The sequence below is a fragment of the Paracoccus sp. MKU1 genome (assembly GCF_001447385.1).
Lineage (GTDB): Bacteria > Pseudomonadota > Alphaproteobacteria > Rhodobacterales > Rhodobacteraceae > Paracoccus.
This window is the reverse complement of sequence record NZ_LLWQ01000001.1, coordinates 1-12,502: the sequence shown is the minus strand read 5'-3', so window position 1 is coordinate 12,502 and position 12,502 is coordinate 1. Positions and strand designations below refer to the sequence as shown.

Below are 12,502 nucleotides of genomic sequence, written 5' to 3'. Positions count from 1 at the left end.
TGCTGGCCGCCCGCGAGATCAAGATCAGCATGGATGGCAAGGGCGCCTGGCGCGACAACGTCTTCGTCGAGCGCCTCTGGCGGACCATCAAATACGAGGAGGTCTATCTGCGGGCCTATGCCTGCGTCTCGGAAGCCCGCGCCGGGATCGGCAGGTATCTTCGCTTTTACAACAGCCGTCGGCCTCATTCATCACTTGACGGGAAAACGCCCGATCAGGCCTACTTCAACCAGCCGACACCCGAAGCGGCGGCGGCATAATCGAGGCGGAAATCCACTTAAAAAACGCCCCGAACCTGTTCAGATAAACCGAACCACCTCTTTTGAACACGCTGCGGGCGGGCACGGACGGATCGAGGGGGGCTTTCACGAGTCCGCGGCCGATCCACTATCGCTACGCCCGATGCGTGACGGTGCGCGAAATGGCCCGGCTTCACGGGTTCCCGGACTGGTTTCGCTTCAACGTCACGAAGTGGCATGGGGCCAGGCAGATCGGGAACGCGGTTCCGCCGCCATTGGCGCGAGCAGTTGCCGCCGAGGTGATAGCGGCCTTGGGTATTACGCCTTCTCGGCCGGTTGCGGCCGTGCCGCTCGGCGATCCGGCGTTGCTGGGAATGGACGTTTCGACTGCTGCCGCACACTTCGGGATCGCGCCGCCCAAGACCGGCCGCGACCGCAAGAGCGGAGCGAAGAAGCGCAAGCAGGCGGATATCGAGGCCGAGATGATAGCATTGCGGGTCGCCCATGGCTGACAAGTCGAACCGCTATCAGGCGCTGATTTCCAAGATCTTCTTCGACCGCTACGTTCCGGGCACTGCGGTTTTCGAGTTCGAGCGCGAGGCGCTCGAACACAGCGCGGCCGAACTCGGAATCCGTCTTCCGAAGAACCTCGGCGACGTGATCTACTCCTTCCGCTTTCGGACGGCACTGCCCAACGACATTCTGGCCACCCAGCCGGCGGGCACGGAGTGGATCATCGAAGGCGCCGGAAAGGCGGCGTATCGGTTCAAGCTGGTGCGGATTAATCGCATCGTGCCGAGGGCTGATCTCGTTCGCATCGCGATCCCAGACGCGACCCCGGAAATCATCCGGGCCTACGCCTTGGACGACGAACAGGCCCTCTTGGCCATCGTCCGGTACAACCAGCTGATCGACACGTTTCTGGGGCTCACGACCTACAGCCTTCAAAACCACCTTCGAACGACCGTGAAGGGCATCGGCCAGATCGAGATCGACGAGCTATACATCGGCCTGGACAAGCGCGGATGCCACTATGTCATTCCGGTGCAAGCCAAGGGTGGGAAGGATCAGATCGGGATCGTGCAGACGACTCAGGACATACGGTTCGTCGAGCAGAAGTTCCCCGGCCTCCGCGCCCGCGCTATCGCTGCGCAGTTCATGGAAGACCAGGTCGTCGCGCTTTTCGAACTCGCTCTCGTCGATGATGAGGTGCGTGTGGTTGAGGAACGGCACTACCGTCTCGTTCCGGCCCGCGATCTGGACCGCGAAGCGATCCGAACCTATCGCGAGGGTTGATCGTTGTTCGATGCGTCGGGAGGTCCAGCCGAGAAAATCGGATGGCAATTCAGGGGAACTGTGAGGGACTAAACGAAAAAAGGCGGCGCGATGCGCCGCCAAGTTGGGTTGATGTGATCTCCGTTCCCCGGGCCGCTAACGCAGAGCGCAGGAAACCGACTGAGCCGTCAGTTACTTCGGCAAGCTACGCCAATGAGCGCAGACATGCTCGATGCAACCGAACCGACGACGCTTGTAGCGCCTGATCCAGAGGTGACCGGCCATGCCCTTCTCCTTCTCGGAAGAGGGCTTCGCTTGATGCGGGCCGCGATTTGTGGAATACTCTGGGTGTGAAGTAGAGGATTTCCACGGGTCTCGGCCCGCGCTGATTTCCGCCTATCTGGGAAGCCAGACCGTCAGGTCTGGCTTTTCCCGTTTAAGGTCACGCTGTGCCGGGCAGATGGCAACGCGACGGACCCCGGTCTCTTGTCATGTTCGTCTCCGAGTCATGTTGGTGGGAAGCCCACACGTACTTATATCGCACCCCTCCCACTCGCACAAGAGATCCCAGAGATGCTCTGGCGCTTTTCTGTGGGGGCGTGTATGCTCCCAGCGAATATCGGAGGATTCCTGCAATGGCTAGCCAGTTCCTGACGTCCCTGCGAGCGGAAATATCGGCTCTGGAAGCCGATCTCCACCGCGACCCACGGTATTTGAAGCTGCGCAGCCTACAAGATGTGCTTCGCCTCTACGAGGGGGGAGCGGTATCGGAAGTGGAGCCAGAGAAGGTTGATTCGGGCCGGGGAACGCCGCAGGAACCATCGCGGGGGCCAAAGGAAAGTCAAGGCAGGCAGCCGTCCGAAGCCCGTGTCAAGGCCGTTGCCTTGAGTGCGGATTTAATCCGAGGACGCACGTCCCCGACCCCCACCAGAGAACTTTACAGCATGTTGGTGGAGCGTGGCGTTGAGATCGGTGGCAAAGAGCCGGTGAGCAACCTGAGCGCGATTCTGTCTAAAACCGAAGGGTTTAAGTCGATTGGTCGTTCCGGGTGGCTCTTGGAGGTTGATCGGAGCGATGAACAGCCATCGACGGAAGTGTCTGCTGTGGTGGCGGCTGAGGATGAACCGGATCGCTCATCCACACCACCCAACGATGATGACGAAGATGATGCCCTTGTCTGATCGGGGATCTGTAAGGTTCACCAAACGCAGACCTGCGCCTGCCGCCGCATGACATGGTAATCGGCGAGCAAGGTCTCGACCGCCGCGCCAGGCGGCAGCACTTCGACCTCTGCCGCCGCGCGCTGCTGGAACCCGGGCGGATACTCGACCACGCGCGGGCAGGCGGCGTGGTCAGAAATCGCCCTTGCGCAGCCGCTCGACAAGATCGTCACGATCCCGAGGGCGATCAGCCCCGGCTTCAAGCATCCGGCGCAGCGCATCATTGGTCCTTTCGGTGCTTTCGAGACGCGCGGCCGCGCGCCCGGCCTTCTCGCCGGTGCGCCGCGCGCCGAGGATGAACAGGAGCATGGCGGCGGCGAGGGCCAGCCAGGGCAGCGCCCGCCGCCACATCGAGGCGAGGAAGGCGATCACCTGCGCCCCCGCTTCCAATCATCCAGCCGGGCGTAGATCGTCACCGCGATCCCGCCGAGCGCGAGGGCGATGAACACCCAGCGCAGTGTGTCGAGGTGGCCGATCAACGGCTGGACCGCCCCCTGCGCTTCGGCCAGCGCATCGCGCACCACCTCGACGCCCGCCGCGCCGACCGTGCCGACGCCTGCGACCCCGCTGGCCTTCAGGGTGCGGCTGTCGGCCAGATGCTCGCGGGCAGGCTCGGCATCCGCGGCAAAGCGGCTGGCGCGCACCGGGAACGGATCGCCCTAGGTTCGGGTCGGGCCAATGTCGATATGGACGAAGTTCGACCGGGGATAGGTGCCGATGCCCCGGAATCCGGCCTTGCGCGCGGCAGCCATGAACTCGACCGGGTCATGGTTCGCCATCGACACATCGAACGCCTAGCCTTCGAGGTGCTGCGAGGCCTTTGCGCCGCCGACCCGCCGATTATGTTCGGGGCTGCGATAGGCCGAATTGATGATCATCGGCTTGCCCAGGGCGTTGCGCAGGGCCTGCAACCTGTCCAGAGCATCCTCGTTAACCAGCAGCTTGCCGTCGCCACGCAGGCGATTTCGGCGGGGCTGAAATCCGGCCAGCGCCAGGCGCTTTCCGGCACGTTCCGCCAGTTCTGATAATAGGTCATGGGGTTTCCTCTCGAAAAAGCCCCGCACGATGGCGGGGCGGATTTATTGATCGGGTTTTGATCCGTGCGCTGGCGCACAGGCGGGATCAGGAGCGATTGCGTTCCAGCAGGCGCTTGATGTCGCCGCGCATTTCCCGCAGCATGTCGTTGGTTTCCTGCCGGGCGGACTGTGCCGCCTTACGATCGGACTCCATCTGCCGTTCCAGTCTGGCGATTACACGCATGGCGATCTTGGTGCTGCTTTCGAGGCGGATCATCCAGACGCCGAGGCCGCTAACGGCCATGATCGCGCCCCACCATTCCTTGATCAGTTCCATCAGGTGCCTTTCCTGCATCATTTTCAGCTTGGCCCGACACAGGTCAGGTAATGGATCGCAATCCGCACCGCGCCGCCCGTGAAGTTCGATCCGTTGGTGGTCAGGCGAATAGCGGTATCGGCATAAAATGCCTGCGGCCCGATCACGCCGATATTGCTGCTGCCCGCTGCGATGCCCAGCGAGCCACCGAACTTCGAGGTCTCGCCGGCGATGCCGCAGTCGAAGGATGCCGCTCCGGTGATCGCGGTGATGACTCGACAGGATACGCCGAGAACGATGGAGCGGTCGGGGATCTTGATAGTGGAATTTCGGCTCGCCCCGGACAGCCCGGACAGGGTTTCTTCTGCCACCGCCATGCCGGTGGTGGCGTCGTTCGGCCCGCGGGCTATGGCGACGGACGCGGACTGAGCGATGAAGCCCATGGCGTTCGCGACGGGCACCCATGCCGATCCGGTCCAGACGATGGCCTGCGCCTCGTCCGCCACCCACGCGAGCCAGCCGGGCGCGGGCTGGATTCGCATCCACGCCCCGTCGATCCAATAGGCGATGCTGCCATCCCAGCCGCTCCATGCGCCGGTCGCACTGGCGGCAGGAATATAGCGGTCCCCCTCGGCGGGGCTGCCCGGCGGATCGGTCTGGTCGCGATCGAGGACCGAAAGCTGCACGATGCCGTCGAGCAGCCGCAACGCCTCGTTATGGGTGACATGCTTCTGGGCCTGAGAGGCCATGATGAAGGGCAGCGCGAGGTGCGTTGTGGTGCTGGGCATGTAGATCGTCCTTTGTTTTGGGGAGAGGCGGGCTTCCGATCAGCGGGCAGCGATCACCTGAGGGGCCGCCTCAAGAGGCCACCCGCATGCGGAACGAAACAGGCGTCACGTTTCCGACCATGTCGGATTCTACAAAAGCCCAAGGATCCGGTGCCGCCGCCGCCGCGGTAAGGGAACGGCGCAGGATCGTCACATATTGGTTGGAATCCGGCCCCAGAAGCCCGAGGTTCACGCAATTTGAGGTGGGGACAGCGCGCAGTTGCGCGCCGCCGACATCCACATTCCGAAAGCCCAGCCAATAGGTTCTGCCCGTCTCAAAGGAAAACGGCGCGGCAAGATCGGCTCCGACAAACCCCGAGGCCGAAAGGTCAAGATCCGGCCCTTCGTAAAGCAGGGCATTCGGCCAGCCTTCCGGCGTTGCTGAATAGATATAGGCTCGTCCGATGAAGCCCGCACTCCCGGATTGAACAAGAAATCCGATATGATCCACCAGAAGGCTTTGCGAGGTATAGAAAGGTGAAATCTCAAGCCGACGCTGGCCCGGAGTGTAATTGTTCGCCGCCGTGCCATGAAACGATTGATCTACATATCTGCCCGGCAACGCCTGGCCCGCGTTGGGGCAGGCGAAATCCGAGATGGTCGAAATCCGCAGCCCGAGGCTGGTGCGCGAGCCGCGCGCAGCCACAACCTCATCGCGCAGGGCCTCGAACTCGGCAGGGTCGGCACCCTCCCCCTTGAGCGAATCCAGCCATTCAGCCTCGGTGCCGACAAATCCGTTGGCGACAGCGATTTCGTAAGCTGAGGCACCATCAAGGCCGTCTGTGCCCGGTGCGCCATCCAGACCATCGTTGCCGTCAGTGCCCGGAGGCCCCGCCAGCGAGGCCAGCCACTCGCTCTCGGTCCCGACGAAACCGTTATCAAGGGCGACCTCATAGGTCGACAGCCCGTCATCGCCGGGATCCCCTTTCGGACCCTGAACGACCACGACAGGAGGCGGCGCGTCGATCAGCGCCGAAAACTCTGCGGAATCCTCATCGAGAACACCCAGATTGACGGGCGGGAAGGGAGCGCCCTCCGGGTCGAAGATATGGGCCTCATAGCCGCCGGGGGCGAGGGGCACATGGGTGAAGACAGCGCCTTCCTCATCCGTCCAGAACAGGGTGCCGTCGCTGTCCGTCCCGGCCTCGACCCGCATCGGGACAATGGTCATGTCCGCTTGTGGCATGACGCGGCGATGTGCCAGCAGGAAGCTGACACGACAGTTTCGCGCCAGCCGCCCGTCGGGCGTATAGACGGTGCCCGAGACATTGCAGGTATTCAGCATTTCCGATCCTCAGAAGAAAAGGGTGGTGACGGGGGCCGCGCCCGCGCCGTAGGCCTGCCCGATCTGGGCGATGCGGATATCGAGGGATGCGCCGGGGCCTAACGGCGCACCGCAATCGGCTGTCTGCTGCGCGGCGGTGTAGACGGCGCTGGTGGTCGAAGCTGTCAAGGTTCTCTTGACCGCTGCCCCGTCGCGGATTTCGACCTGCCAGGCCTCGCTGGCCTCGGACATGGGGATCTCGACCGCGTTCCAGTTATCGGCGGCCAGCGCGCGGTCGCGGCGCACCCATCGGATGGTCAGATCGCCGGTGCTGCGCGCGCGCCGCCAGGGCTGTTCGACATGGACCGCCGAGAACGGGCGCAAAACCCATGCCGCGCGGGGTGAAGGTCTCGGCCACATAGCTGTCGTCGCTGACCGGCCGCGAGGCCGGGCCGGTGCGCCAGTTCCATGGCAGGCCCAGATCGGCCTCGGTGATGGGCAGGGCTGCCAGCGCGGCGTCCAGCACCACCACCCGCGCGCCCTTGGGCACCATCGCCGCCATATCGGCATCGGTGCCGCGCTGGCCGTGCAGCAGGCGCGACAGGCGATAGCGACCCGGCGCGATCAGTTCCGCCGTGCTGAATTGCAGGATCTCCCAGGCACCGGATGGCTGTTCGACCGCAAGGCTGTTCTCGCCCGCGAACAGCCGCGCATCGGTGACGCTTTCCAGCGTCCCGGTCAGCAGATCGACATAGACCGAATTGCCGTAATCGAATCGCGAGGTCGGGCCGGAATACAGGTCCGCGACCAGCGCCCCCATCCGCGCCCGGCCGCTGAAGGTGGTCAGCACCTCGAAGCCGTCCTCTTCCGCGCTGCGGAACACCGCGATCAGGCCGGGCCACGGCTTTGCGAACGCGTCGACCAGCGGCTGGTGCGGGCTGTGATCCTCGCTTAATTGCGGCAGGTCCATGAACTCGACCAGCGGCGGCCCGAACACCACGGGCCGGGCCAGCGAGGCCGCGCGCGGGCTGCCGGGCGGCAGGTCATAGGCCATGCGATCCTGCCGGATTGCCTCGACGCCACGGGCATCGCCATCGGCGACCGAGAGGATGCGCATTTCCGCCAGCCGCCCGTCATGGTCGAGCAGCAGCACATCACCGGGATCCAGCGCCAGCCGAGAAGGCGGCAGGCTGAATGTGCCGGTCTCGCGCCCCACCCATGCCTCCATCAGCGCGCGACGGCAGCGGCGGTCGGCTTCCTCGGGCGGCACCGCGACCGCGAAACTGTCCGAGGACACGCGGCTGGCATCGACCGTGATCCGCCGCGCCTCGACCGTGATGCTGTCGTAATCCTCATCGGCGCGGCCGACCTGCCATTTCAAGGCCTGCGGCAGTTCGGTCTCCTGCCCGCGGGTGAGTTCCATCACATCCCCCGAGGACGAGGCCGCGACCATGTCGTCGGGCGCGATGGTGGCGGAGGGCGCGCGGCCGCGCATGATGAAGCGGATCGCGCCCTCGCTCTCGACCGCGTCGAAGCCGAAATGCCGCGCCAGCATGGTGATCGAGGTCCGGGGCGATTCCAGCGCCGAGATCACATAGCCATCCACCGCGCCGGTCAGACCGGACACGTCGATCCACGCCTCTGGCAGCCCGGCCCGCAGGCAGAGGTGGCGCACGAGGGCGGCCAGCGAGACCGCGCCCAGCCGCCCGGTCAGCCAGTGCCCCAGCCGCCAGTTCTCGCCATCGGCCCAGAGGTCCGAGAGTTCGGGGAAGAACGGATAGGGCCGCGCGTCCCAGGTCCAGGCCGCGCATTCGGCCACATCGACCATGCGCCCGGAATAGACGTCAGAGGCCGGGTTATTGGCCGGGTCGCGCCAGTAGAGATAGGTCGCTTCCAGATAGACGCGCTGGACCGCATCGTCGCGCCAGCCCCGCGAGAAATGCGGAAAGAAGGATTCCGAGGATTTCGGGTCATAGAACACATTCGGCTGGTTCGGGCCGCGATCCACGGCAGGGCAGCCGAGTTCGGTAAAGCGGATCGGCTTCGACTGCGGCACCCATGCGGTCGGGGATCCCGTCTCGGTACCACCCGGCCGGTTGAAATGCTGGTTCGACCACCACGCGCGGATATCCTTGGGCCGGAAAACCCAAGGTTTGCCTGCCCCGTCAGTAATCGGGGTTCGGGTTTGGCTGACACGGTCGCCCTCGCTGGCATAGAACCAGTCGAAGCCTTCACCGCCGGTGATGTTCGCTTGCAGATAGGCCCGGTCGTATATCGAGGGCCAGACCTGCGCATCGGCATGCTCCCAGCCGTCGCGCCAGTCGGAGAGTGGCATGTAATTGTCGATCCCGACGAAGTCGATGTTCGCGTCGGTCCAGAGCGGGTCGAGGTGGAAGAACACGTCACCGCTGCCGTCGCCCGGATGATGCCCGAAATATTCCGACCAGTCGGCGGCATAGCTGATCTTCGTGCCCGCGCCGAGGATCGAGCGCACATCGGCGGCAAGGTCGCGCAACTGCTGCACGGCGGGATAGGTCGAAGCCCCGGACCTGATCTGCGTCAGCCCGCGCATTTCCGAGCCGATCAGGACGGCATCGACGCCGCCCGCCACGGCGCAGAGATGGGCGTAATGCAGGATCATGCGCCGGAAGCCCCAATCCGCGCCGCCGGTCCATGCCACGCTGTCGCCCGAGATCGTGAAATCCGAAGGCTGGGCATTGCCGAAGAACGCGCTGACCTGCGAGGCCGCTGCGGCGGTCTTGTCCACGGTCCCCGCGAAGCTTGCGGCGGGCGAACAGGTGACCCGGCCACGCCAGGGCAGCACCGGCTGGCCGATGCTCGCCGCATTGTCCGACCACGGATCGGGCAGCGCGTTGCCGGTCGGAATGTCCATCATCATGAAAGGGTAGAAGGTGACGCGCAGCCCGCGCGCCTTCATTTCGCGGATCGCCTGCACTACCGAGAAATCCGCAGGCGTCCCGCCATAGACCGGCTTGCCGTCCTGATAGCTGACCACCTGCGCCGAGGCGCGATCGAGGCCGTTGACCTTCCATTCCGGCGTGGTGGCCTTGTCGGCCATTTCGACCTTGGGGCGGATCGTGCATTGACCCGCGCGCAGATCATCCCCGAACCAGGACACCACCAGCGAGGCGCTGCCGACCGAAGGCACCATGGATTCGAGGCGATCCAGCGCGACCGCCATATCTGCCGTGCCAGCCATGGCATTCGCATTCTCGACGGCGCTGTCGCCTTCGCTGCCGCTCTTGCGCACAATTTCCGTCGCATAGGCAAATTCGCCCGAGGCCGGGATGATGGTGACGGCGGGCACAAGACCCTCGGCCGTGTCCGCATCGTCTAGCGGCCGGAACACCTCGAAGCTGAACTGCGGGATGCGGTTGCCGAAGCGCGAGAGCGCCAGTTCCTCCAATACCACATAGGCGGTGCCGCGATAGGCCGGCGTTGCGCCCGCGCCCATCTTCGCCTCGATGAACGGATCCGGCATCTGCGCCTCATCGCCGGGATACCAGCGCCAGGTGTCCTCGCTCAGATCCACGATTTCACCATCGGCCCAGATGCGCCCGATGCCGGCGATTGGCCCCTCGCATATCGCCACCGCGAAGCTGGCATAGTAGAGGTATTCGGTGGTGGTGACCTTTTGTCCCCCGCCCTTACCGCTGCCTTGGCGGGTGGTGTTCGATTCCTCGCGGAAGTCGGTGGCCCAGATGATATTGCCGCCCAGCCGCATCCTGCCATAGAGCCGCGGGATCACAACACCCTCGGTGGCCGAAGTCATGCGCAGGCTGTCCATGCGCTGGCCCTCGATCTTCTGGCCCGGTGCCAGGGACGAGACGATCCAGCTATCAACCATGGATCCGACAGCGGATCCGATCATGCCGCCGATGGCGGCTCCGGACAGCCCCAGAACCGCGCCGCCGAAACCACCGCCGATGGATGCGCCGACAGAGGCCAGAACAAGTGTTGCCATGGATCAGGACTTCTTCTTGCACCGGGCAGGTGCCGGGCGGGGGAACAGGAAGGCGAAGGCGATGCGCCGTCGCCAGGCGGTGGTCAGCGGTTCCTCGATCACGCCGAGCCGCTCATAGCTGTGGATGAAGCTGTCAGGCCCGGTCAGGATCCCGACATCTTGACGATGGCCCCGGCCCGCATGCGGAACAGCACCACCGCGCCGGGGCCCGCCTCGGCCGGGTCGATGCGGATCATCACCTGTGCGGCGCTGTCGGCCAGAACCTCGCGGCTCCCCCGGTCTCACCCCAATCGCGGGAATAGGGTGGCACGGGCAGGGTCTCGGTGCCGACCAGTTCGCGCCAGATGCCACGCGCCAGCCCGAGGCAGTCGCAGCCCACACCCTTGCGGCTTGCCTGATCGTGATACGGGGTGCCCAGCCAGCCGCGCGCCGCGGCCACAACCTTCTTCGGATCGGCGGGCCTCACAGCACCGCCCCTTCATGCCCGCCATCCGCGCTGGCATAGCGGATGACCGTGTCCTGACCGGGGATATGCGGGAAGCCGCGGAAATTGACGATGTTCGAGAATTTGGCGGCGCAGGTCGCCGACCTCTTGTCGCAGCCCGCCCGGATGGTGAAGCCCTCGCCGCCGGCAATCGGGCGCACCGGCGCTTCCAGCAGCGTGATGGTGACGACTCCGGATGCCTTCTCGTGCAGCATGATCTCTGCCGCCCGACCCGCGTTCGCGCCGCCGGTCCATTCGAGGAAACCGAAGGCGAACCAGCCGCCCGCGAAGGCCCCGAGGCCCGATGCCGTGAAGGATCGGTCGCGGATCGGATCGACCACCGCCCCGGTCCCGGTATAGGTCGGGCCGTTCAGATCGATACCGCATCGCCCGTCGCCAAGCGCCGCGTCACAGGTGCCCTGATAGACCCGGCCGACCGTCTGCCCCAGCACATGCGCCATGCTGCGAATCTCGGCCACGAAAGCCACGCGCCCGCGCCGCATTTCGCCGATCGAGCCGCGCCGCAGCAGCACCCGCTGCCCGGTCGCCCGCCAGTTCACGCGCCAGACCTCAACCAGCGCATTGTCCCAGCGCCCGTCGATGATATCGGTCTCGGTGATCCGATCCGAGGTCAGCACCCCTTCGGCATCCTGAGAATCCACCGCGAGGCCAGCGCCGCCGCGGATTTCCGAAGCCGTGAAGCCGCTTTCCGGCTCGAAATCCGTGCCGCCGAACGACAGCACCCGGTCGTGATCGGTGAAGCCCAGAACCTCGCCATCGGAACGGGTAATCTTCCAGCACCAGGCCAGCGTGGTGGTGCCATCGTCCAGATGCGCCTGCAACGCGGGGGAAAGGGATTTCATCGCCGAATCTCGATCAGGGAAATGGAGGTGATCGAGCCGAGCCGCTCGATATCGAGGGTCACGTCCAGCGTGTCGCTGTCGAAGCGGACGGGCACATCAAAATCGAACCCGGCGCGGATCGCCACGCCATTGCCGGGCGCGGTGCCGAAGGTCAGGATCCCGGTGGTGCTGTCCAAGGTCCAGCCCGACGCGACCTCGACGCCGTCCACGGCCACGCGGACGCTGCCCGCCACCGGCTTGGTGATCGTGCGGACCCATGTCTGCGCGCCGGAAGTGTATCACTTCACAAGCTGGAACCCGGTCTGGCTGCCGTCACCCGTTCCGATCAACTGATCTGTTGCCGCAGGGGCCTCTGACGGCTTGCAGGATTTGTAATAGCCCCAATCCTTGAACCGGAACCCGTGCAGCCGCCCGTTGCGGGCCTCGAAGAACTGCACCACCGCATCGAGGTCATCGGCCCTGCGGATGCCATAGGCCACATCATAGCGGCGGCGGCTGTTCGCCCATGAGGCGTTGCGCTCTTCGTCCCCCGACGCCAGTTCGACAATCTGGGTGCGCCGTTCCCGCCCGCCGCGCGCGCCGCGACTGATATTGTCCGGGAACCGGACCTCGTGAAACGCCATTACATTCCCCTCCTGTCCATCGATACGGCGCGGGCGATATCGGCGCTGATCTGGGCGCGGGATTGCCGGAAGGACTCGGCATCCCGCGCGGCGATGTTGACCGTGACCGGATTGCCTTAGGCTCCAGACCCATTGCTTTCAGGCCTTTGGCGTGCTTCAGGCTCCGCAAGGAGAGCTGATCGATGAGCAATCTTTTCTGGCTGAGCGAGGCGCATATGGAGCGGCTACGGCCCTTCTTTCCCAAGAGTATCCGAAGATCAGAAAACAGTCCGGGGGACTGTTTTCCTGAGGATGGGCAAGCCGCGCGTGGATGCCCGGCATGTGCTGAGCGGGATAATCTTCGTCAATCGCAATGACTTGCGGTGGTGTGACGCGCCGAAGGAATACGGC

At 64.8% G+C, this 12,502-nt stretch carries 10 protein-coding genes and 6 pseudogenes; 5 read left to right on the top strand and 11 right to left on the bottom strand.

Going from position 1 to position 12,502, the window contains the following annotated elements; genetic code table 11:
• The 4 genes from AQY21_RS00065 to AQY21_RS28245 all read left to right on the top strand — a co-directional run.
• A partial coding sequence (locus tag AQY21_RS00065; RefSeq protein ID WP_058095878.1) for an integrase core domain-containing protein occupies nt 1-260 on the top strand: 260 nt, incomplete at its 5' end.
• 62 nt (nt 261-322) lie between these two features.
• On the top strand, nt 323-751 hold the full coding sequence (locus AQY21_RS00060; RefSeq protein WP_058095877.1) for a DNA cytosine methyltransferase: 429 nt from the start codon (nt 323-325) through the stop codon (nt 749-751).
• Nucleotides 744-1,535, top strand: a complete 792-nt coding sequence (locus AQY21_RS00055; RefSeq protein WP_058095876.1) for a hypothetical protein — start codon at nt 744-746, stop codon at nt 1,533-1,535. The genes AQY21_RS00060 and AQY21_RS00055 overlap by 8 nt, the downstream gene beginning before the upstream one ends.
• Before the next feature lie 614 nt (nt 1,536-2,149).
• Complete coding sequence (locus tag AQY21_RS28245; protein ID WP_152988020.1) at nt 2,150-2,695, top strand: hypothetical protein; 546 nt, start codon at nt 2,150-2,152, stop codon at nt 2,693-2,695.
• A gap of 171 nt (nt 2,696-2,866) precedes the next feature.
• Here the strand turns inward: AQY21_RS28245 and AQY21_RS00050 are convergent, their stop codons facing one another.
• The 11 genes and pseudogenes from AQY21_RS00050 to AQY21_RS29470 form a co-directional block, all read right to left on the bottom strand.
• A complete protein-coding gene (locus tag AQY21_RS00050; protein ID WP_238986645.1) occupies nt 2,867-3,106 on the bottom strand; it encodes a hypothetical protein in 240 nt (79 codons plus the stop codon).
• On the bottom strand, nt 3,103-3,378 hold the full coding sequence (locus AQY21_RS29485) for a hypothetical protein (protein ID WP_238986644.1): 276 nt from the start codon (nt 3,376-3,378) through the stop codon (nt 3,103-3,105). Before AQY21_RS29485 ends, AQY21_RS00050 begins: the two co-directional genes overlap by 4 nt.
• Before the next feature lie 15 nt (nt 3,379-3,393).
• Nucleotides 3,394-3,798 (bottom strand): annotated as a pseudogene (locus tag AQY21_RS30080) (YcbK family protein).
• Nucleotides 3,799-3,856: 58 nt separating this feature from the next.
• Nucleotides 3,857-4,087 carry a hypothetical protein gene (locus AQY21_RS00040; RefSeq protein ID WP_065169867.1) on the bottom strand — a complete coding sequence of 77 codons (231 nt, stop codon included), beginning with the start codon at nt 4,085-4,087 and terminating at the stop codon, nt 3,857-3,859.
• Between the two features lie 23 nt (nt 4,088-4,110).
• Nucleotides 4,111-4,854, bottom strand: a complete 744-nt coding sequence (locus AQY21_RS00035) for a DUF2793 domain-containing protein (protein WP_058095874.1) — start codon at nt 4,852-4,854, stop codon at nt 4,111-4,113.
• Between the two features lie 70 nt (nt 4,855-4,924).
• Entirely contained in the window at nt 4,925-6,178 is a 1,254-nt protein-coding gene (locus AQY21_RS29205) for a hypothetical protein (protein ID WP_065169865.1), read from the bottom strand.
• Between the two features lie 9 nt (nt 6,179-6,187).
• A pseudogene (locus AQY21_RS00025) lies at nt 6,188-10,142 on the bottom strand (glycoside hydrolase TIM-barrel-like domain-containing protein).
• Nucleotides 10,143-10,145: 3 nt separating this feature from the next.
• A pseudogene (locus tag AQY21_RS00020) lies at nt 10,146-10,608 on the bottom strand (peptidase).
• Nucleotides 10,605-11,489 (bottom strand): DUF2163 domain-containing protein, encoded by an 885-nt coding sequence (locus AQY21_RS00015; protein WP_058095873.1) that lies wholly within the window; start codon nt 11,487-11,489, stop codon nt 10,605-10,607. The pseudogene AQY21_RS00020 and the gene AQY21_RS00015 overlap by 4 nt, the downstream one beginning before the upstream one ends.
• Nucleotides 11,486-12,112, bottom strand: a pseudogene (locus tag AQY21_RS00010) (TIGR02217 family protein). The gene AQY21_RS00015 and the pseudogene AQY21_RS00010 overlap by 4 nt, the downstream one beginning before the upstream one ends.
• Nucleotides 12,112-12,219: pseudogene (locus tag AQY21_RS29470) on the bottom strand (phage tail tape measure protein); the annotation flags it as partial. The pseudogenes AQY21_RS29470 and AQY21_RS00010, both read right to left, overlap by 1 nt.
• A gap of 75 nt (nt 12,220-12,294) precedes the next feature.
• Between AQY21_RS29470 and AQY21_RS27240 the strand changes: the two are divergent.
• Nucleotides 12,295-12,502 (top strand): annotated as a pseudogene (locus AQY21_RS27240) (hypothetical protein); the annotation flags it as partial.

Excerpts from the sequence above, each read along its gene's own strand:
- AQY21_RS00055 (WP_058095876.1), top strand. The coding sequence starts at position 744 with ATGGCTGACAAGTCGAACCGCTATCAGGCGCTGATTTCCAAGATCTTC.
- AQY21_RS28245 (WP_152988020.1), top strand. The coding sequence starts at position 2,150 with ATGGCTAGCCAGTTCCTGACGTCCCTGCGAGCGGAAATATCGGCTCTG.
- AQY21_RS00040 (WP_065169867.1), bottom strand. The coding sequence starts at position 4,087 with ATGGAACTGATCAAGGAATGGTGGGGCGCGATCATGGCCGTTAGCGGC.
- AQY21_RS00035 (WP_058095874.1), bottom strand. The coding sequence starts at position 4,854 with ATGCCCAGCACCACAACGCACCTCGCGCTGCCCTTCATCATGGCCTCT.
- AQY21_RS29205 (WP_065169865.1), bottom strand. The coding sequence starts at position 6,178 with ATGCTGAATACCTGCAATGTCTCGGGCACCGTCTATACGCCCGACGGG.
- AQY21_RS00015 (WP_058095873.1), bottom strand. The coding sequence starts at position 11,489 with ATGAAATCCCTTTCCCCCGCGTTGCAGGCGCATCTGGACGATGGCACC.